Here is a 20,465-nt window from a genome sequence, read left to right as displayed (position 1 = left end):
TTATGCCTGGAGAAAACATGATTTACACAACTGGCTCGATTGCGGTCAACGGCAATATCCTGACGGGTACTGGCACAAATTTTACAGCGGCAGGTTCGCTCATACGGGTTGGGTGCTCGTTGATTTCCCTGACTACACCGCCACAGGTATTCCAGATAACGGCAATCAACAGCGCGACCCAACTCACCGTAACGCCAGCGGCGAATCCGGCACTTGCAGCCGGTACCGCTTACGCCATCCTGCTGAGTGATTCGCTGAGCGTTGACGGTCTGGCGCAGAATATCGCTGAGACGCTGACGCTGTATCAGCGGAATATGTCGGGCTTCGCCGACGTGATGAACGGGGCGGGTGACGTCACTATCACGATTAATGGTGTGGCCGTCACGGTTCCCGGACAGAAGTCGCTGGCAAAAAAAGGGGCTAACTCAGATATCACTTCACTCAGTGGACTGACAACACCATTAAGCCGAGGGCAGGGCGGTACCGGGGCAGCTAACCCATTCGGTACGACTGCAGGTAGCTTCTGTGAGGGCAGTGATACGCGCCTGAGCACAATAGACGGGAAGTCGGGCGGGGTTATCGCGGGGTCGGTAAAATCTGGTGGTACTTCACCCGCTGCAATGCCTGCCAACGGTACAACAACAAACGCAGAGTCAGTCGGTTCCAGATTCCGCACTGGTGTTTATGCCGGGATTGATTTTTCGCTGTATGCACAGGTTGTCCATGGTAACGGCTCGTACGGGGTAATTCAACTGGCTTACGGAGGCGCACCGGCTTACTGGATTTTCTCTCAGTCTGGCGTGGCAACCGGCGTTTCATGGACTCCGACATGTGACGAACGACTGAAAGACCTGGACGGCCCAATCACTGACCCGCTGGGAAAAATGGCTCTTATGCGGGGGCAATCCTGGCACTGGAAAACTAACGGGAGTTACGGAATAGGCCTGACAGCTCAGGATGTACAGCGGGCATTCCCGGATGCAGTTGTTGAGACTCATGATGTGACCCTGCCAGATGGCGGCGTGGTGAAGAATGTATTGTCTCCGGACTCCTACGGCGTTGCGGCAGCTCTGCATCATGAGGCCATTCTGGCTCTAATGGCGCAGATTGACGCACTGACGGCGCGCGTTGCTGAACTGGAGACAAAAAAATCCGAGGTACCAGCGACAGAGTAATCAAAGCGTTATTCAGTGCTAAAAATTGATAGTCACAAGCTGAGTTGATCTGTTGCTCAATAAAAACTACTGTATTCATATACAGTATTTTCAGGAGGTGACTATGCCCCGCAGAAACGATGTTTTTGTCGCGTTCCGTGAAGCCGTACAACTCAACCCAAAGGGTTATATGTGTCTGAGGACTTCGGATTTTATCAGTAAATTACGGGCCTACAACCACCATTTCACAGAGCAGGACGCCAACAGGTGGATTGAACTGAACCAGCCCAGCTTCGTCGATAAAACGCCAGATTTCAGTGAAAACCGTCTCTGGTTGCTTCGCAATATGGGGAGGGTTCGGTAATGGGCTTTGTATTACCTGCAACTGATTATGCCGAAACCAGGCTGATGCTTGATGCGATTTGCGGCATGAAACCAACGTGTGGAGTTCTGCCAACCTCAACCGGTTATGCGGTCATTGATGCCAGCCTTGCCACCATTGAGCAGGGATGCATTGTAGTGATCTCTTTATATGGCGCTACGCAGTTTGCGAAACTGATGGGGACGGCCTTCATTACGGAAGACGGGGAGGCAATTGAAGGTGAGGCGCTGGAAGATATCGTTGTGCTTGGTCGAGTAACGTATTTCGTCAATCGAGCAGGGGAGGATGACTCCCCTGTTATCTGAGGTTAAAGGGAATTTAACCTTTCTTCCCATTGTTGAATTATTTCTCTTTTTTCTTTGATGTAATCATAGCGGTCGTAATGCTTAGCTGAAACACCTGGCCGCTTATGATTCTGCAACCTGTCACGCATTTCTGTACTTACCCCCATGTCCCCCGCCAAAGTTTTAAACGTGCGTCTTATGTCCCTGGGTGTAAATTTATTGAACGGTTCCCGCTCACAAAACTTCCTTAACTGTTTGCCGTATTCAGCAGAAAGAAGATGCCCTTCTGCCGTTTCTGCCGGGAACAGAAAATCACTATCAGGGTAGCGTTGACTCATATCTTCCAGAATCGCTGTAGCTGAATCACTCAATGGAATTACGTGATAGTCGCCGTTCTTTGAAATAGCGGGTGGCACAGTTAATGTTTTACCTTTCCTGTCCCAATTAGATTTTAGGTTTGTCATAAGCTCCCAAGGGCGCTGTCCCGCAGTGTGAATGCAGAGCAAAAGCAACCGCGAAAAGTCATAGCTAAGTGGAACAGATGCCGGGTCTCGACTCAAGATTTCGAGTAACTGTGCTAATTCATTCCATTGAAGAAACCTGTCCAGCGCCTTGTCAGCTCCTCGTTGCGAGGGGACTACCGAGACGGGGTTACTTGATAGTGCATATACGGTTTTCTTTCCCAGGTTTGCCGGATCATTGTCAGCAAAAAGCCCGAAATTAAAAACTGCATGAAGGTTAGCACGCACCTTATTGGCACCTGCTCTCGCTCCACGAGTGATAAATTCAGCGAGCACATGTTTTATGTGATCAGGCGTAATCGATTTTGCTTCCATACCAGGATCGATATGCTTACTTTCGAGCACCTGGTTTAGTCTGTTTTGCGTTTTATCATAAGACCTTTTACCCCTTGCTTTTTGGTCTGCAATATAGTCATCAAATAACATCTTCACAGTGGCATGATCAGTAACTGCTTTCTGTGGCTCAGCTACGTTTATAGCGGCCTGTTGAGCTTTCTGAATTGCCTCTGCAAGGGATAGCGTAGGGTAGTCGCCAAGACTTATAAACTTCTCCTTACCAGTGATATAGTAGCGATAGACGAACGTCTTACGACCAGACGGATAGGTCTTCACTCCAAGTCTTCCGGTACCTCGTGTCGCCGCCGCTTGCCAGGTATAATATGCCGAAGGTTTAGGTTTTAACCCCCGAATCTTGCTGTCTGTTAGTAGTGTGCTTGCCATGTTTGCAGGTCAGGTTGTGGGTCAGGTTATGTTGAAATAATATGAAACCACAAGAAACCAAACAAGCCAAAAAATCCCTTTATTTTCATTATGATGAAATCTGGTGAAACTTGAGGAAACTATGCGAAATCAGCCGTTTACGTCCTTCTAAGCCGTAGGTCACAGGTTCGAACCCTGTAGGGCGTACCATTTTCAAGTAAACTGACGTCAACCGACGTCTTTTTTTATGCCTAAAATTCAAGATATTGGCTGAATTTAGCGCGTCGTTATTCTACCGGGCTCTACTCGTATCAACGTACATCAAGTAGTATTTGTTGGTATATGTGATGGTGACCCTGCACAAATGGCTCATGAATGCACGTCAGGTCGAAACTGCAGGGCAGGAGATAAAGCCCACAAGTTCGCTGACGAACCAGGGCTCAATCCCATGGCCTATATTCACGTTTCAAAGCGTAAAAAGACTCGCTTTGTGTGCATAGCACGATTATGCGAGATACTTACTACGGAATGGCTTATTTTTTTCGATCAACAATATAATCATTTAATGACTGTGCAATAATCTTTGGCTGACTATTTGGCGATGTTTGATAAATAATACCATGCGTATCTTGCCAAATGATAATACCATCGACACCTGTATTCTCAACGACGTACATGTTACGAGGTACATGAGTGTTCAGTGCCCATTCTTGTTTCGTAACAGGAACAACATTTCGGTGTTCTGATTTAGCTATCCCGGTTAATTCAATACCATCAGCCATAATTGCGCCAAATGTTGATAAGTACAACCGGTACTCCTCAGCAAAGTTGACTCTCAATTGAAGTTCGGCATCTGTTATTTCAGTTTTTGATGCTGCCTTTAATGGTAGTAAGTTAGGTAATGTCTGGATTGTGTTTACGATTGCGTTCATTATTTATTACCTTCTTCTAAAAGGTTATCTGATCGGGATGACCAATGTTCTTTTCTCTCCTGAGACCAGGAGTTTCCCTCACCATGCACCTCTGTTTCAAGGGTATTATCATGCCAAAGGCTCTGATTTTTCTTTCCATTTTCATATTCGCCCGTTCGATGCTCTTCTGCCGTTAATTCTACGAGCGGTGAATCCATTTTCTGACCAAGATGGTGCAATTCAAGTGGCTTCCCCGTCTTACTATCCAGAGGAGCCAGTCCACGAGCGATACGGTCACGGTTAGAGATCCCATCACTATCCGTATAATCAAGGTCTATATTTTCCTTGATAAGGCATATCCGCCCATTAATTGTAACTTCGATCAATCCCGCATTCTTGAGAACTTCGTATTGCTTCATATTCTGGATGTTATCAATGATCACATCTGACCAACCCGTTTCCTCTTTAATAACGGCCTTTTCATCATCAGTTAATCCTTTATTTTCAGAAGCATCAGACTCTCCTTCTGCCTCTCCAGTGTCAGGATGAGGCTCGACAAGCGTGAAGCCATGCCGCTCGATCAACGCAGCGCGAGTTGTTCTTTCAATAAATGCGATATCAGGCTTTTCGATCCCACCACTGGTATTATATTCCCGTGACTCGGTCAGGTCATGAATCACAGGAAGATCCTTCCCTTCCGGCAGACGAGGTGGCAAATCTTTACTGTCTTTAAGAATAAGCTCGATTCCGCTGTTCATAAGATGCTACTTCCTTTTACCGATGCCATTATCTCATTCATTGTACCAGAGGTGATCTGCGTAAAATACTCGAGAATTGAAGCACTTATATCTGTATCTTGCTTCAGAGAACGCTTAACCAGATACGTGATATTTTGCTTTGCATACGTTGCAATATTCCGGTTATAAAGTTTCAACAAACTTTCTTTTATCCCCTGAAATTTATCAACTGTAGGTAAAGAAAAGGTATCTTGTAATTTTTCGAAAAATGAATCATTTGGCAAAGCATCAGTACAATAAACACCTCTGACAATCATTGTCAGTAAAACATCTGCAATGTAACCCGATATAACTTGCGAAGGATCCCGACATAGCACAAAAGAAACGCCTCTTTGAATAAGTAGGCTATTTATTTTTTTGAGAATAAGACTGTACGATGTAAAACTAATGTAAGCTGATTCGATAAAAAGAGTATTCATGAATGCGAAGACAATACGTTTGGCTGTATCATCGCTATCAAGGGCAACACGCGCCAGGTTATTATTAATTTTTGAAAAACGACTGCTATTTTTATAGTACAAAGATTCATCACTAACATAAACATCTAATTCCTGCTCGAACTCTTTCTCATTCTTAATTTTATTTGAAACTTTAATCAAGGTTGGTAAGGACATTCCTTCTTTATGGCAAAATGCATAGCCAGACTCGAGTGTCCCTAACTGTAATGCGTCATTCTCGGTTATACCGATGGTATTGGCAATTACCTTTTGATCATCCATAGAAACGATACGCTGAACAATTTTAGTCGACGAGTTTTTAATGATATCAGGGGCTAACTTGGTCGGGATTTGTTCAGCTACAATAACCCCTTGTCCATAAGATCGCATCTCTGCGATCATATTTGTAAAATGCTCGACGGCTTTGCCCTTAGGGTTACCCGATGTCTCTGTAGTGCGTTCCGTATCAACGTTCTTCAACAACCGATGCGCTTCTTCAATTACCAGTAGATGTTTTAACTCGGTCTTCTGATTACCACTGATTTCTTTAGCAATTTGTCTGTATTCGTTTATGAATATAACCAATAAACCTACACTAAATGCTTTATCCGAATCATCAGCCAATCCTTCTAACTCAACAACCACATTTTTTTCAAGTAGTGTTGCAAAATCAAGATATTCATTTGTGTTAAAAGTAAAGCCTTTTGCGCCACCACATAAATTTTCCAAACGTACCTTAATCGCAGTCTTAACATTTCCTGCAACTTCACCATCGTACTTTAATTCCTCTTCTACATAACGCGCTATCTCATCCTTTAATTCTTGCATTGTCGGGAAAAGGTACTTGTGACTCTTAAGGGAGTATTTTTTTCTTGTATATTCAATATTGAAGAAATCTGTTTCGCGCTGGCTATTCGTTAACATAGGATGGTATCCAAGGGTCAGATTCCAGCCTTTATTTTCATATACTGTATGTAAGCATTTTTCCAGAATATAAGGCATTGGTCCGTAAAAAGAGAATGACGCATTGAATAGATCCTTTAAATAATCGATATGCGTCTGTGGACTTACTCCTGGTAATATATAGAAGGGATTGATTTGAGGGCAGTTCAGTTCAGGTTTGCCAAGTGTATATACGGTAGTATCTACAGCAATATTACGATATTCTTTTTTGGCAGACTCAATAACTAAAAAAGGTTTTCTAGCCTCGATCAATATTTTCTTTACAGTAGTGGTTTTTCCGCTGCCAGTTATACCACAGATAAATGTATGCTTATTCAAATCAAGAGAGCTGAGCGCGAAAGGCATATTCTGGATGGGTTTTTTACCATCGGCAACAAAACCAATATTTATCGAATCTAAACCATTAATCGTTCGGAATAGCGGATAGCTTTTTTCAATACGTAATTCAAAATCGGGTACGGTTTCAGTCGGCAATGTACACATGAGTGCCAGCTCAGCTGAATTCATATATGAGCACAACGGATTTCGCTTTTCATGTGCTAAAAAATCAGGAATGCGTAGTACGTCTTCTGAGGATGGATTTAACTCAAATTCACGTAAAGGTAACTTATCCACATCTGGCCTGGACAACTCACCAAGAAGACAAGCTTTTATAATATTTTTTGATGTGTATGAATCAGCCGAGTACGAAATTGCGGTCTGCCATATGCCATTATTTTGGCCGATTTTTAACCGTTCAATCGCTTTGTCTGCATAGTTAATAAGTTCCAGGGCAAAGCCATTTTGGATATCTCCAGCGATAGTTCCGCCATTTGTTATGGCTTCTGATACCGAATCGCTATATCCTTCTGAGTGCGTTTTTCCTCCCCCGATCACATTCCCAATCAACGTGCCAAGGCTACCGCCAACCACGGCTCCGATGCCAGTTCCTAGCATGGGGATAAAGGATCCCGCTATCGCACCGACAGAGGCACCAGCAGCCGCACCGATTTGACCTGCCGTACTACTTTTTCCATCATTTACATTATCTGTATGCGAATGTGTTATGGAATGATTATTTGACCGTGCGATATTCCGTTTACTAACGGCAAAAGCCTGGTCTCTTATCGAAATAAGTTTAGAGATATCCGTAGAAACGTCGCTCACGTTTACCGGCTTTGCAATAAATAGTACCGTATAATCATTACCATTCAAGCTGCGCATAATAGAAGATAAACTAAAGGATTGTTTTTTTCCTTGAATATAAAGCGAGGGAATGCCGGAAAGCACACCAGAAATCATTTGTGGATTCTTCCTTGCAGAGAAGTCAGGTGCATAACTGACCAACTCAATCCCTGAAAGCATTCCTTCTGTTATACGTTTAACACTTTCTACATCACGATTTGAATAAATGCCAAGAACGATATTAGTAATACCGTTGTGACTAACAAGTCCATACCCTACTGTAACATTTATAGAATGTAATGCAGTAAAGAGCTTTTCAATTTTTGAGTTTATTTCCTCAAAAGCATTATCCACTGATTCCGCGGTACAGCTACGGATACGAAAATAGGTCATCCCGTCAAGCTGAAGCGTACTGTGCTTATCCAGCATCTGTTCTATATTTTGGTTTTCAACGAGATATGAAGGATAGATCTGCTGCAAGAATGCTTCGGTTTGTTCACCAATCGTATTCGAATCAATGTCAAAGGTATTGCCATCAAATATATTCTCAACGCCGTGTATCTCATTGTTCATTTTACATTCCCTGGATTGTTTCTTTAATCTGCTCAACACGAATATTGTAATAATTTTCTACACTATCAAACCAGCTAAGATATTGCTCTTTAGCCTCGTTGAGATATTTATCTACAGCAGAAGAAAAACGTTTTTTGCTTTTTTGGGGTCCAATGAAGAGGTAATCCATTAGCGCTGCACCTATCGCAGTAGCAAAAATCGCACTAACAGGAATAGGAACTAAACTTGATAACTCAAGTCCAGAGGAAACTATGACGCCGAGGCCCAATACACCACCGGAAATAAGAATTACACCACCAATTTTAAACGCACGCAGAATTCTGGATGCTTCCTGGTAATTGACTGTGGCGGTTGTGGTGAACTGATATTTATTTGTGATTTCCTTTCGCAAGCCCAATGATGAGAATTCATTTTTTCTGGAAAGATTATCAGCGAAAAATGGCGTGTTAAACAATGCGCGGTCTAACTCAAATAGCATGTCACCAAGCATTAATTCGCTACGCGATGTGGTTTCTGAAATGACACGCTGATAAATGTTATTTATAGCATCGTTTAATGAACCCGTTTCATAAACTACTTCTTGTATTTCTATCCGAAGATCGTTAAACATTTTATCAATTTTAGGAGCAATCATTTCACTGTACATTTTTAACGATACCTCGCTTTATCTTTTCAGCATCTGATTGCTCACTGGTAACATTGGTAAGTAAAATAGTCAGATTGTTGATTATTTCTTTTATCTGCTCGGCTGTTATTTTTGCCTCAATGATGATATCCAATTCTTTCTTCTTGGTTCTGGCATTTTCCTTCAGTTCTGAAATATATCTGTCACTCACATTATCAACAAATGCAATAAGATTTTTAATCAAATCGCCCTTTATGTTTTGGAGGCGGGACAGAATGTTCGTTTTAATAAGATTGTAATGTTTCCCTCTGGAGTATATTGATCGCGTATGCGTCTCTTTAAATGTAACTCCCTCTTCATAGGATTGTCTTTCTGTTGCTTTAGATTCTGTTGATGCCCGGATTTCAGCAAAAGTACTTTGTGTGAAATTTGGACGTAGCCACTCAAAAGAGATCGTACTATTATCGCTTAACGAAACGAGCTCTTTATCAAATTCTGTAATAATATTTTCTTGCAATTCTATCGCTAGTACTTTGAACCCATTAATCTTTTTTATTGATTCTCTCTCCAGTTCGCTAAAAGCATCAGATGAGTTTTCATCGATTAATGATATTTGCTTTTTATAGTCGGAAACTGCTTTTTCAGCTGAGCTACGAATTAATCCATCATCACTTCGAAAGTGTTGCCTTACTTTATCAACGCCACTACGCATTTTATCTTCAAGAATATCTAGCTCTTTTTTAGTTGTGGCTATCTTTATTGACAACTCAGTCGGATCTTCTGCTTTTTGTTGAAATATATCCATTTGAAAATTTAAATCACTATAAAGAGCTCTATAGAGATCACAAATGGAATCCAGCAATGATACCAACAAAATATAATGAGCCTTACGCCCGAAAGTCTCCATGGCATTATAGACTTGCTCGAAGCGAGATTTCTCGGAAAGGACCTTAATAAAATCGTTTTTGTCCCCATTGCCAAAAAGGCCACTAACGTCATTGTACGCTTTAACAACAAAATCATCGAGAGTACCAGCCTGATTTAACCGCCGAAGTTCGGCTTCGATTTCATCAATGTTGGCGAGTTTCTTGGCGTATAGCTCGGCTTTGCTATCAACAAAGAGAATATTATTTTTGTCAATATTATTAAACTGTTGATAAGCCTCACCTTCTAATCTACGAAGATCTTCTGGCGTTACGTTCGTTGTGCGTGTAAGAACGAGAAACAGTGCATTTTTATTTCTCGCCACGCTTGCGTTTTTTATAAATTGATTAAACTGCGTTGATTCCAAAGCCTGGCCGGACACTGGCTTTAAAAATATAATTGCATCGGCGTTTTCAATATACTGTGATGTAATTTCAGCAACCCCACCTCGGGCGCAAACCCCCGGGCTGTCAATAATTTCTATACCACGCATTTCTTCACCGAAAGGAAAAACGACTTCGATTTTGGTGACAATGGTCTGCCAGCTATTTTTTCTTTCCTCAATGTATTTTTTTATTTTACGGTTGTAGTCCTGCACCGGGATGTTATGGATGTTAGCTTCCTGAACCTCTAGTGCGTTCAGAAAATCTTCTATTTCAGCTTTTAAGATTTTGATCAAAGTTCCTTTATTTGCTGCTCGCATTCCGGACTTAACAATAATTTCACTGTTAATTGTAGGGACGGGTATATCCCGATACTCGTCGTCTAACGCCGCATTTTTTTTTAAAAATTCTCTGGCCTCAGCATCTCCGCGGATTTCTTTTTTGTCTCCATTCGCATAAGTTGCCCTGACATAAAACTCTTCACCATTTTTGATTTCAATGATAGCACTGGTACATTGTTTTACATCCATGGGAAGAAGTTCAACGCCTAAATAAGCATTGATAAAAGTTGATTTTCCGCTTTTAGACTCACCCGCGATCATCAGGCTGAATCGGTCATTGCGAATTTTTTCTACTTTACTGCGGATATCAGTTAAAAGTGGCTCTAAACGCTCCAGGGGGCCTGGAACCCCTATGCGTTGAGCATTTTTTGTTATCTCTGCGACCAGATCTTCAACCTTTTTATGGGAAGCCAGCACCTCATTTTTTCGCGATTTGTAGTCTGTGATCATTACTTTATCCTTAAGCGATCCTAAATATATTAATATAAAAAGTTATTAGCTTACCTTGATGCTACCAGTTACAAGTGACAGGTTGTGTCAGTAGTGGCTGATCTATCGAAATTTCTATATCGGCAAATCACAGCCCTTCCTTAAGGAAAGTATTACTTATGTCGGGCTTCGATTTCTGAATAGAGCAGATTTTTGCGTCAGAATGAATAAACACCAGGGGGAAATTCGCAGGATGATCTGTTTTCCGGGTGATGGAGCAGAGGCAGTAAAGTGTTATAGAAATATGTGAGGGACTGACCTGCTACAGTGTTTGGCGACTGGTGCGCCACTATAACTGCTTGCATCACGGTCCTGACACTGGAACCCCATCGTTTCGGTTATCACTGTGTGTTAACCGTTCTGCCAACTGGCAAGGCTGGCGCTATAATCTTAGGGTACTTTTTGTGTGGGGAGCAGTTTTGCAGATCTTCTGATGAAAAAAGGCGTCTCCATATTTAATTTATCCATGACGCATAATGGGACAAATTGATAAACAAGTCATATCGCTTCGTAATCTACCCACCATGAAGCAATGAGTGATTCCGGATTGCCAACGCCCTTACAATGGAGCAATAAAAAATTGCGGCCCTCCTTGCCGACTCCGGCACTCACTGCGGTAAAAGCGCGCTGAAGGAAAAGAGTCGTGGTTAGATAATTGCTGGTACCCTTTTAAACCATACCGATCAGATGATTATTACGTATGTTCGAATCCGTAGGTTTTCATCCACACAACGATTCGTTAAACCTGATTTGGTATGGCTGTTCCGCTGCTATTTCTGCAAACGCCTTTTCGGATCCTTTGCGTATTTCCAGCCGCGCATGGATGGCTTCTGCCGTAATAGCGCATCCAGTGTTTTCTAACTCCATCACTGCGTAACCGATAGCTTTCGCCATCTCCTCTTTACTCTGTTCTGTTGCTCGCATAAAACCACCTCAACGATAAGGGAATCCACTTTCTCTGACTATTACACCTTCATGCTCAAGGTTACCAGGTGGTTCGATTTGCTCAGGGTGTTTCATGGGAACGTTTGGTGGTTAACTTAATGTATTTATAGAGTTATATGATTTATATATGGTGTGGCGGGGAACCAGATTGCCAGGTTATGGAACAATCAAGTTGAGACAGGTTGCCTGAATCACAAACTGTCCGGGCGCGAGTTATGTCATTTACCTATTTTCTTTCCGTAGCGCGGTTACCGACGAGTAAAACTCTTGGCTATCCCTTCGCCCTGTTAACAAAAAAGCCGCCCATCGGGGCGGCCTGGTAATACGCTACATCACTTAGAATGACCAGCGGAGATTGGCGTTCACGGCGTTGACACGGGTGTCGGAACCGATTTGTCCTTTATAACCGACATTAAGCGTCGCCGAGTGCGGCAGTGTAAAGCTGACGCCCACGTCGCCTACCAGCATATCCTTGTCAACCGGGTTACCTTCGCTCGTGAAGCCGTCGCTGCCAGCAAACGCCATACGCGAGGAGGCTTTTCTGTCACCGTAGGCGTGCTGCCAGCCTAGCGAGCCGTAAAGGCTGACGTTTTTCGGCAGTTCAGTCACCGCGCGTGCGCCGAGCGTCGAGAAGAAGGTGTCAACCGTGTCGTTACGCACGCTCAGGGCTGCAGCACCGCCGTCCTCTTTGAAGTCATCCGTGTTCAGACGGATATAGCTCAGGTTAACGAATGGCTCGATATTTTGCTCCGGCTGACCGAAGCGGTAGCCTGCTTCGGTGAAGGCCTGCAGTGAGTTGGCGTCGTAATTGGCACTCAGGCGATCCGAGTAGCCGCTGAAATCAACCTTACGTTCGGCGTCAATTTTATGCCAGGTGTAACCCAGTGAGCCACGCAGGGAGAACGCATCCTGACGCGCCGCTGCATACAGGCCGAGATGGTAATTATCGATATCCATTGAGGAGCGACGGCTGTCGACATCGTAATTTCCACGGCTGTAACCGAAGAAGCCACCCACTCTTACGTTATGACTGTCCAGCTTGCGATCGGCACCCAGCAGGAAGCCCGCGGTGTTACCGTCCAGCTTACCGGTATTACCGTCGCCGTCGGTTTTCACCCAGGAGCCGAATGTCTGTCCCCACACACCGTTGTTCTGTGCAGGGGCTGACTGAGCAAATGACATGGCCAGCGGCGGGATCGGCAACGTGTCATTGTCGAATGAACTCGCCATGCGCTGATTCAACACGTTAAACAACTGAGTGCTGCCCGCAATAAGAGTGGACTGAACGGAAGGGTAAGCCTCGCCCGAGAGCTGATTGAACGCGTCGCGTGCTTCCGGTGCGCTTAACATCAGCAGCGAGTTATAGAGTGCCAGCGATGGGCCGCTTTGTGTGAGGGTAGAGAGCGCACCTGCGGTATTCCACTGGTTGCTCGTTTGTGCCACAGTCTGGAAAATGCCCGGTTTGCCGCTGCCGGGGTTGCCCGCACCCGGATTACCCGGATTCTCGCCACCCGGATTACCCGGGTTTTCACCGCCGGGGTTGCCCGGATTTTCACCGCCAGGGTTGCCCGGGTTTTCACCGCCCGGGTTGCCCGGGTTTTCACCGCCCGGATTCCCCGGATTCTCACCGCCCGGATTCCCCGGATTCTCACCGTTCTCTTTCTGCGTGATGCTCAGGTCTACGGCATTTGCGCTCTGATTCAATGCCACATCCAGGAAGGCAGATTTAGAGACCGCAGAGGCGAACTGACCATCAATACCGCCTGCCGAGTTGAGAATGCGATAGACCTGGCCGGTCTGGTAGCTGGTCTGCGGATCGAGTGCGGTGACCTGCACGATAGCCTGATTGCTGATGGTGGTTTTACCTTCCACGTTCAGCAGATCGCTGCGCCCGTCACCGGTAATATCGACGTCATAAAACGACTCGCCGATAAAGTTCAGGTAGCGTTTCAGCGTCAGGGTGCCGATGCCGCCATCACCCGGAGAAATATGACCGCCGGAGAGGATCTCCGTTTGCCCGAGGGTGCCGGTGCCGCCAAGGGTACCGCCCGCTTTAATCGACGCGGCGCTACTGTAGCCAAGGCCGTTGCTGACGTCACTCCCGGCGGTGGCGTTGAGGATTAACGTCCCGCCGTTTTCTGCGCTCAGGGTCTGGATATCAAAAATATTGGTTTCAGGCTGCGTGTTGATATCACTGGCAATAATAATTTTGCCGCCACGGGCGAGGACATTCGCTTTGAGCCCGGTCAGGTCGCCGCTGAGTGTCGTCTGCCCCGAGGCGTTGATGACATCACCTTCGCCACTCATGGTGTTGGCGAACAGATAATTATCATCGGTGTGATTGAAGTAGACGTAGCTGCCGAACAGCCCACCGCGCAAGACAACTGCCGTCTGGGCATCAATGGTGCCCGCGCCACCGGCTGCGCCCAGAGTGGGTTCGGTAAGGCCGGTGCCGGTATCTATATTGCCGCGGCTACCGATAACCAGCGCTCCGCGGTTGGAACCCGATCCGGTATCGCCCAGCACGATCGCGTTACTGCCTGCGGAGATCACCGCCCCATCCACCGCTGACACGACGCCGTTACCGTAATCGCCCACGAGGATATTGCCACCGCTGGTGAAGCGGGAATTATTGCCCGCGACGTACAACTCGGCGGTTTTGCGCGTACCGGAAACCCCCTCGACCTCAATGCTGCCGACGTTAACTGCGCCGCCGTTGAGCACGTCAAGGTCGCCGTTAAGTGTCAGTAACTGGGTGACGTTCCAACGGGAGTTTTCACCCGTCACTGTGGCTTTCGGGTTCAGCTTATCCGTTTCATCCGGATCGTAGCCATCGCCGATGCGTGCCTGGAGGTTGGTGGTAAGGGTCGCGCCATCCTCGATTGAAACAGTGGAGCGTGAACCTGCGGTGGTGCCGACGCTCAGATAGTTACTGGTGACACGGGAGTTCGCGCCAGTGGCGATAAGGTGGCTGTCATAGCCCCGGGTGGTGCCCACCACGATCTCTTTCGCGCTGGCCAGCGCACCATTTTCGACTCGTAGCGTGCCGAGGCCAAGGTCCATACTGCCGTGCAGTACAAATTGATCGTTCAGGGCGTTCAGCTCAGCATCCGGCCCGCTGACCGTCACCGTGCTGTTGAAAATCTGACCGTTATAGAGCCTGCCGATATTGACGTTGTAAGCCGTTATTTTCCCGTTATTGATGAGTAAGTTGCCGCTCTGCGTGCGGCCCACATAGACATCGTCGGTATAGACTAACGACTGCGTGACCTGGGTATCGCCGTCAAAAATCACATCGGCAGCCCGGGTATCCTCGGGCATCAATAACATCAGCGGGGCAGAGAACAGAGCGAGGTAAAGTTTAGAAAGTGAGGTTTTCACTTTTAATTGGTGCGAGAAATTGTCATTCACGTGCTATCTCCAGATTGATTAACGTGATGTCGCGAAGGTCATTGTTTTATAGAGATTAAATTCACTGACTTGTATGACGCTTTATTTCGCGAATTCAGGCGTGCAGGTAAATTATCCGGCGAAGCGAAAACCTATAACTCCCTGGTTATTACGCTGCGACGGGTGAAAATAGAGAACGGTAGTTACGTTCTCTGCGATAGATTATTTATGGGTAACAACCGGCGTACAGGTTGGTGCGCTCAGAGTTGGCGCAGAGCCTAAAATTCCCGGCATCATCATGGATGAGCAATCAAAAATACGGCCTTTTTCTGTGGTCGCGCGATAGGTAAGTTTTTGCCCGCCCAGCGCATCAGGCTGAGCACCATTCACCTGGGTAACTGTAATTTCATCGGATGATCCCAGTCCCAGCATTTTTGCTGTTTCCGCCTGAAGGAGCGGAATAGCCTGATCGGTTTTCAACGTTGAACAACCCGCGACCATAATTGTAACGATGAATGCGATGAGTGGCTTTTTCATAAATTATCCTTGTAATCAGTCCGTATCGATTGCGCTATGGCAAAACATTTCTCTTTTTTAAGAACTGAAATAAGATATTTCTCTTTTCTGGAATGCAAAACCCTCCTAAAGTAGGGAGTGTTGTTGATGTGGAAATTGGCAGAATATCGCCCTTTCCACTCATCAAAAGGAGATACCTTTGGGAAAATATTATGCATTGGTTATTGATGACCACCCTTTGGTCGGCAGCGGAATTGCCAATTTTCTGACGTCCCATTTAGGGTTCAGGTCAGCCATGGTGGTGGCGGATGAGGAGAGCTGTTATCGGCATATTCGCGACAATGGCCCTCCAGACCTGCTGATCATTGATTTCTGGCTTTCATCTTCAACCGCACTGAAATTACTAAAAGAAATTAAGAACAACTTCCCTAAAGTGCGTTTACTGGTGGTAAGCGGCGACGAAAATAATGATATCTGGATGAAGGTGCAGAGTGCCGGGGGGCATGGTTTTGTACTGAAAAACGAGGCGCCGGATTTATTTGGTGAGGCCGTTCAAGCGCTTATGAATAATCAGACATGGTTTCCGGAGCCTCATGCTGAGATAAATGGAAAAGACAGTGTTATATTGCAAAAATTTAACTTAACGCCACGCCAGGGAGAGGTTTTACAGATGATGATGCGTGGATTGCCAAATAAAAGAATCGCTTCGCAGCTTTCAATATCAGAGCCTACGGTTAAAGAGCACATCAGCAATATTTTAAAAAAACTGGGTGTGAATACACGTGTGGAAGTCATTACACTTCTCCACGGCCAGCGGGACGAATCATCATGAAATGGATAGCCGATGTGGATACTGGCACCATTTCATCGCGCGCACAGATCCGTCTGCTCAATAATACTTTTATCCGCCTGGTGTTCAGCTTTACCGCTGTGCCTTTTGTCGGTATTCCATTTGCAATCTGGATATATTGGCTGGGGGGAAACACCGGGCCAACCCTTGTCTGGATCGTTATTTACCTGCTCTGCGCAGGGTTAATCAGAATATGGCACCGACGCTATCAGCGGGAAATCAAAGAAAATAACGCAGATGATGTTCTGCGCCGCTGGCTGCCGAATCTTAATAAGGTTGCTTTCGCTCACGGCATGGGTATTTCTTCGCTTTACCTGATTACCCCGCAGAGCCAGAACTTTGATTTTTTCCTGCTGCTGAATATCAGCATCGCTGCGATTGTCGCCGCCAACGCGACGCATTTAACACCGGTCATCAGTACCTTTAAACGCTTTTTTTTCTCTTCCTGGGGATTCTTAAATCTCGGCATCATCTGGCGTATGGACGACGCGATGTTGATCGTTCTGATGTTGAATCTGCTGTACGGTTTTGCTATCTACCGTCACGCGTTAACGTCGCATGCCTTTTTTATTCAGCAGGCCAGGCTTGAAGAGGAGAGTGCGCGTCTGGCAGAACAATTTCGCCAGGCAAAAGAGGAGGCTGAGCAGGCGCTGCAGGATAAAAATCAGTTTCTGACCACCGCCAGCCACGATCTGCGCCAGCCCGTACACGCCATGGGTTTTCTTATTGAGGCGATTATTCATAAAAACAGCAATGACGCGCTGATGCCACAGTTGCTGGACTTGCAGCAAAGCGTGCGCTCCGTTCAGTTGATGTTCAATTCGCTACTTGATCTGAGCAAGATTGAATCGGGCAATATGATGACCACCACAACCCATGTGGACATCGGTGCGCTGCTGGATTCGGTCATCACGCTGTTTCGCGAGGAGGCGAAAAGCCGGGGACTGAAGCTGCGTACCTGGCGGCCCGGTCGGCGCATCTACGTGATGGGCGATCCGCTGCTGGTACGCCAGTCGCTGATCAATCTTATCCAGAATGCCCTGCGCTACACGCCGCGAGGGGGCGTGCTGGTGGCTATCCGCCCGCGCGGTGAAGCGTGTCTCCTTGAAGTGTGGGACACCGGGGTGGGCATCGCCGATGACGAAAAAAACAAAATCTTCTCCCCTTATTACCGCCCCGAACTGGCGTGGAAAATCGACAGTGCCGGGCACGGCCTCGGGCTTGCCGTGGTGGCGCGCTGCGCGAAACTGATGAACGTCACTTACGGTATGCAGTCTATTGAGGAGAAAGGTTCCCGCTTCTGGATGCGCTTTCAGCAGCATCAGGGAGAGAGTAAAGCGCTCGATCCCACCCCTGCCATTGACGCCGTCGTACCGGTTACCCGCCGCGCATCGCTACGGGGAAGCTGTCTTGTGGTTGATGACGATCCGCTGGTCACCTCCGCCTGGGAAAGTCTGATGAGCAGTTGGGGGATCGTTGTGCGCTGCGCCGCCTCCGCCGAAGAGGCTTTTGCTATTGTTGACGGGGGATTTACCCCAAGCGTCGTGCTGTGCGATCAGCGATTGCGCTCGGGCGAAAGCGGTTTTGAAATCCTTAAGGCGCTGCTTGAACGCCTGCCAAAGGTCAGCGGGGCGATGGTCAGCGGCGAGTTCAACTCTCCGGTACTGCGCGACGCAGAAGAGGAGGGATATCTGGTGCTGCGCAAGCCGCTGGAGCCTGCAACGCTGCATGCCCTGTTAACACAGTGGTCAGCCAGCCAGTAAGCGGCGCGCTATCGGCAAAAACGGAGAGGGGAGAAACAAGTCTCCGCAGCTTAGAAATAATTTTTTCCAGCGTCAGGATAGCAGATATTTAATACAGTAATCTGCCTTATGCTTTATCTGACAGGGAATGGCTTTCTGGGCGAAGGGGGGCTGGAATGGCGACGTTAATTACCGGGAACCCTCGTGCACGGGTTCCCGGTGTGTTACGGATCGATTAGCGGCCCGTATTAAAGAAGGCCACGGTCTGCGTCAGCCGCCGGGTTTGTGCTTCCAGGGCGCTGGCGGCGGCAACAGCATGCTGAACCAGTTGGGAGTTCTGATGCGTCACCGAGTCGATTTGTACGATCGATTCATTCACCTGACTTATCCCGATACTCTGCTCATCGGTCGCCACCGAGATTTGCGACATGATGTCTGAAACGCGCTGCACGGCTTCAATCATCTCGTCGATATGGCTTCCGGCGGTTTTGATCTGGGTAGAACCGCTGTTGACTCGCGCTACCGACTCTTCGACCAGCACTTTTATCTCCTGTGCGGCTTGTGAGCTGCGTAGGGACAGATTTCGCACTTCACTGGCCACCACAGCAAACCCTTTTCCTTGCTCACCGGCGCGCGCTGCCTCAACGGCTGCGTTCAGCGCAAGAATATTGGTCTGAAAGGCAATGCTATTGACCACCTCAATAATGTTGGCGATTTTACCGGCGCTTTCAGAAATGCCACTCATGGTGCCATTTACATTCTGCATCATCACGCCGCTACGCGAAGCGATATCCACCGCACCTCGCGCCAGTTCGCGAGCCTGCCCGGCATTTTCCGCATTTTGTTTTACGGCGGCGGTAATCTCTTCCATGCTGGAAGATGTTTTTTCCAGCGACACGGCCTGCTGCTCGGAATGTTCAGCGATCTCCTGATTGCCAGCGACGATATCATGGGTGCTGGTGTTAATGACCTCCGCGACGCCCCTAATCTCCGCGATAACCGAGGTCAACTGCTCGCGCATGACTCCCATTTCATGTACCAGACTTTCGTTATCGTTGGCTTTTTTGTTCACCGCCTGCGACAGGTCCCCGGAGGCGATACGGGAGACGACTTCTGCGGCATAACGCGGTTCGCCACCGAGTGTTTTCAGCGTGCTGCGATTAATGAAATAAACAAGGATTGAAAGCACAATGCTGATGGCAATGAACTCAATAATGCTCTGGTAAAGCGAACTCAAAAACGCTTGCTGGATATCATCCACATATAACCCGGTAGTGATTATCCAGCCCCACGGTGTCCATGGAATGCTGTAGGCAACTTTAGGTTGTGGCTCTGTTTCTCCGGGGCGCGGGAAAATATACTGCGTGAAACCGGCGTTATCGTTTTTGGTGACCGCCACCATATCCCGAAAAATATAAACCCCATTGGCATCAGAAATATCCGGTCCTTTGCCAATCAACGCAGCATTTATCGGGTGCATGATGACCTGAGCCTGGTTATTCAGAATGGTAAAATAACCCGTTTCACCATAACGCAAATCTTTAATAGTCTGAAGGGCCCGTTGCTGTGCCTCCTCTTGTGAAATCAATCCTTTGTCGGCAAGTGCAGCCTGCGTTTTTACAACGTTAAGGGCTAACTGCGATACATGCATTAACTCCCGTTCTCGCAATGTGAGCTGGTTCTCTTTAATTTTTACAGAGCCGAAAAATAACGTTCCGGCAAGACATAACAGCGCGACGATGAGTGGGATCCACAGTTTCTGGGCAAAGGATAATTTCATAGCATGCTAACCTGTTGTTGTTTTATATGGCTGGTCCTGCGTCAGTCCCCTGGTAACAGACCGCGCTATATCTTTTATCGGGAATTAAAAAAAAGAAATTAATCGATAAAATCGATATAAATATTACATATGTTCCTTTTTTGTTATAAAGGAATTAACTGATTGGTAAATAAAGAGTTAATATTAGTAATGGGGTTGACGATTTTTATGCCTTGAAGATAAATATGAAGGCGATCACAATAATATTTTCAATGGGATTAAAGTTATTCAATAACAAGCGAAATAGGGGAGGTCAGGGTAGACGAAACGGTATAAAAAACCCCGAATCAAATCATTCAGGGTTTTCAAAAAAGCCATTAACCTCAAAAACGATTAACGGTTTTCTTCAATGTAGCGCGCCAAATCCGCAGGGGTTTTCAGCACGGTGGCGACTTCGGTCGGCGGGATCATGCATCCGTAAACGTCCTGCACTTCCAGCACCAGATCGACCGCCAGAATTGAGTCGAGAATGTCAGACTCAATCAGTTCATCATGAAAGCCCACTTTGCGGGATAACACTTTTTCAAACAGGGCGAGAATTTCTTGTTCCATAATA

At 46.5% G+C, this 20,465-nt stretch carries 16 protein-coding genes and 1 tRNA gene; 6 read left to right on the top strand and 11 right to left on the bottom strand.

Annotated features, from left to right (window positions below; all coding sequences use genetic code 11):
• Window positions 1–17: 17 nt before the first annotated feature.
• The 3 genes from ACS0RQ_RS20895 (at window position 18) to ACS0RQ_RS20885 (ending at window position 1,841) form a co-directional block, all read left to right on the top strand.
• Window positions 18–1,175, top strand: a complete 1,158-nt coding sequence (locus ACS0RQ_RS20895) for a tail fiber domain-containing protein (protein ID WP_334634408.1) — start codon at window positions 18–20, stop codon at window positions 1,173–1,175.
• A 103-nt stretch (window positions 1,176–1,278) separates the two neighbouring features.
• Window positions 1,279–1,518, top strand: a complete 240-nt coding sequence (locus ACS0RQ_RS20890; RefSeq protein WP_271850277.1) for a hypothetical protein — start codon at window positions 1,279–1,281, stop codon at window positions 1,516–1,518.
• On the top strand, window positions 1,518–1,841 hold the full coding sequence (locus ACS0RQ_RS20885) for a hypothetical protein (RefSeq protein ID WP_334634406.1): 324 nt from the start codon (window positions 1,518–1,520) through the stop codon (window positions 1,839–1,841). The genes ACS0RQ_RS20890 and ACS0RQ_RS20885 overlap by 1 nt, the downstream gene beginning before the upstream one ends.
• 2 nt (window positions 1,842–1,843) lie before the next feature.
• On the opposite strand, the gene ACS0RQ_RS20880 is transcribed toward ACS0RQ_RS20885, so the two are convergent.
• Window positions 1,844–3,061 carry a tyrosine-type recombinase/integrase gene (locus ACS0RQ_RS20880; protein WP_271850275.1) on the bottom strand — a complete coding sequence of 406 codons (1,218 nt, stop codon included), beginning with the start codon at window positions 3,059–3,061 and terminating at the stop codon, window positions 1,844–1,846.
• 123 nt (window positions 3,062–3,184) lie between these two features.
• Between ACS0RQ_RS20880 and ACS0RQ_RS20875 the strand changes: the two genes are divergently transcribed.
• Window positions 3,185–3,250: transfer RNA gene (locus ACS0RQ_RS20875), tRNA-Arg, on the top strand.
• Window positions 3,251–3,573: 323 nt separating this feature from the next.
• Here ACS0RQ_RS20875 and ACS0RQ_RS20870 read toward each other — a convergent pair.
• From ACS0RQ_RS20870 to ACS0RQ_RS20835, 8 genes are all read right to left on the bottom strand, one after another.
• The gene (locus ACS0RQ_RS20870) at window positions 3,574–3,972 is read right to left on the bottom strand and encodes an SMI1/KNR4 family protein (protein WP_271850274.1); all 399 of its coding nucleotides are present in this window, start codon (window positions 3,970–3,972) and stop codon (window positions 3,574–3,576) included.
• Window positions 3,972–4,709 carry an HNH/ENDO VII family nuclease gene (locus tag ACS0RQ_RS20865; RefSeq protein WP_271850273.1) on the bottom strand — a complete coding sequence of 246 codons (738 nt, stop codon included), beginning with the start codon at window positions 4,707–4,709 and terminating at the stop codon, window positions 3,972–3,974. Before ACS0RQ_RS20865 ends, ACS0RQ_RS20870 begins: the two co-directional genes overlap by 1 nt.
• Window positions 4,706–7,885, bottom strand: a complete 3,180-nt coding sequence (locus tag ACS0RQ_RS20860) for an ATP-binding protein (protein ID WP_271850272.1) — start codon at window positions 7,883–7,885, stop codon at window positions 4,706–4,708. Before ACS0RQ_RS20860 ends, ACS0RQ_RS20865 begins: the two co-directional genes overlap by 4 nt.
• Window position 7,886: 1 nt before the next feature.
• Entirely contained in the window at window positions 7,887–8,531 is a 645-nt protein-coding gene (locus tag ACS0RQ_RS20855; protein ID WP_271850271.1) for a hypothetical protein, read from the bottom strand.
• On the bottom strand, window positions 8,521–10,608 hold the full coding sequence (locus tag ACS0RQ_RS20850) for a dynamin family protein (protein WP_334634401.1): 2,088 nt from the start codon (window positions 10,606–10,608) through the stop codon (window positions 8,521–8,523). The genes ACS0RQ_RS20855 and ACS0RQ_RS20850 overlap by 11 nt, the downstream gene beginning before the upstream one ends.
• Window positions 10,609–11,367: 759 nt before the next feature.
• Window positions 11,368–11,571, bottom strand: coding sequence for a hypothetical protein (locus tag ACS0RQ_RS20845; protein WP_271850269.1), 204 nt, complete (start codon window positions 11,569–11,571; stop codon window positions 11,368–11,370).
• A gap of 357 nt (window positions 11,572–11,928) precedes the next feature.
• Complete coding sequence (locus ACS0RQ_RS20840; RefSeq protein ID WP_271850268.1) at window positions 11,929–15,003, bottom strand: autotransporter outer membrane beta-barrel domain-containing protein; 3,075 nt, start codon at window positions 15,001–15,003, stop codon at window positions 11,929–11,931.
• A gap of 201 nt (window positions 15,004–15,204) precedes the next feature.
• On the bottom strand, window positions 15,205–15,519 hold the full coding sequence (locus tag ACS0RQ_RS20835) for a lipoprotein (protein ID WP_271850267.1): 315 nt from the start codon (window positions 15,517–15,519) through the stop codon (window positions 15,205–15,207).
• A 178-nt stretch (window positions 15,520–15,697) separates the two neighbouring features.
• Between ACS0RQ_RS20835 and ACS0RQ_RS20830 the strand changes: the two genes are divergently transcribed.
• Window positions 15,698–16,330 (top strand): response regulator transcription factor, encoded by a 633-nt coding sequence (locus ACS0RQ_RS20830; protein WP_271850266.1) that lies wholly within the window; start codon window positions 15,698–15,700, stop codon window positions 16,328–16,330.
• Entirely contained in the window at window positions 16,327–18,111 is a 1,785-nt protein-coding gene (locus tag ACS0RQ_RS20825) for a hybrid sensor histidine kinase/response regulator (RefSeq protein WP_334634397.1), read from the top strand. Before ACS0RQ_RS20830 ends, ACS0RQ_RS20825 begins: the two co-directional genes overlap by 4 nt.
• 214 nt (window positions 18,112–18,325) lie before the next feature.
• Here the strand turns inward: ACS0RQ_RS20825 and ACS0RQ_RS20820 are convergent, their stop codons facing one another.
• Both ACS0RQ_RS20820 and ACS0RQ_RS20815 read right to left on the bottom strand, forming a co-directional pair.
• Window positions 18,326–19,870, bottom strand: coding sequence for a methyl-accepting chemotaxis protein (locus ACS0RQ_RS20820; protein WP_271850264.1), 1,545 nt, complete (start codon window positions 19,868–19,870; stop codon window positions 18,326–18,328).
• Between the two features lie 372 nt (window positions 19,871–20,242).
• Complete coding sequence (locus tag ACS0RQ_RS20815; protein ID WP_041852336.1) at window positions 20,243–20,461, bottom strand: acyl carrier protein; 219 nt, start codon at window positions 20,459–20,461, stop codon at window positions 20,243–20,245.
• Between the last annotated feature and the right edge of the window lie 4 nt (window positions 20,462–20,465).

This window comes from Phytobacter diazotrophicus, from assembly GCF_052061655.1.
GTDB lineage: Bacteria > Pseudomonadota > Gammaproteobacteria > Enterobacterales > Enterobacteriaceae > Phytobacter > Phytobacter diazotrophicus.
Note: the sequence above shows the minus strand (reverse complement) of the source record. Positions and strands in the feature narration are given on the sequence as shown.

Bases quoted from the DNA above. Each gene is read 5' to 3' on its own strand.
- ACS0RQ_RS20895 (WP_334634408.1), top strand. From the start codon at position 18: ATGATTTACACAACTGGCTCGATTGCGGTCAACGGCAATATCCTGACG.
- ACS0RQ_RS20890 (WP_271850277.1), top strand. From the start codon at position 1,279: ATGCCCCGCAGAAACGATGTTTTTGTCGCGTTCCGTGAAGCCGTACAA.
- ACS0RQ_RS20885 (WP_334634406.1), top strand. From the start codon at position 1,518: ATGGGCTTTGTATTACCTGCAACTGATTATGCCGAAACCAGGCTGATG.
- ACS0RQ_RS20880 (WP_271850275.1), bottom strand. From the start codon at position 3,061: ATGGCAAGCACACTACTAACAGACAGCAAGATTCGGGGGTTAAAACCT.
- ACS0RQ_RS20870 (WP_271850274.1), bottom strand. From the start codon at position 3,972: ATGAACGCAATCGTAAACACAATCCAGACATTACCTAACTTACTACCA.
- ACS0RQ_RS20865 (WP_271850273.1), bottom strand. From the start codon at position 4,709: ATGAACAGCGGAATCGAGCTTATTCTTAAAGACAGTAAAGATTTGCCA.
- ACS0RQ_RS20860 (WP_271850272.1), bottom strand. From the start codon at position 7,885: ATGAACAATGAGATACACGGCGTTGAGAATATATTTGATGGCAATACC.
- ACS0RQ_RS20855 (WP_271850271.1), bottom strand. From the start codon at position 8,531: ATGTACAGTGAAATGATTGCTCCTAAAATTGATAAAATGTTTAACGAT.
- ACS0RQ_RS20850 (WP_334634401.1), bottom strand. From the start codon at position 10,608: ATGATCACAGACTACAAATCGCGAAAAAATGAGGTGCTGGCTTCCCAT.
- ACS0RQ_RS20845 (WP_271850269.1), bottom strand. From the start codon at position 11,571: ATGCGAGCAACAGAACAGAGTAAAGAGGAGATGGCGAAAGCTATCGGT.
- ACS0RQ_RS20835 (WP_271850267.1), bottom strand. From the start codon at position 15,519: ATGAAAAAGCCACTCATCGCATTCATCGTTACAATTATGGTCGCGGGT.
- ACS0RQ_RS20825 (WP_334634397.1), top strand. From the start codon at position 16,327: ATGAAATGGATAGCCGATGTGGATACTGGCACCATTTCATCGCGCGCA.
- ACS0RQ_RS20820 (WP_271850264.1), bottom strand. From the start codon at position 19,870: ATGAAATTATCCTTTGCCCAGAAACTGTGGATCCCACTCATCGTCGCG.
- ACS0RQ_RS20815 (WP_041852336.1), bottom strand. From the start codon at position 20,461: ATGGAACAAGAAATTCTCGCCCTGTTTGAAAAAGTGTTATCCCGCAAA.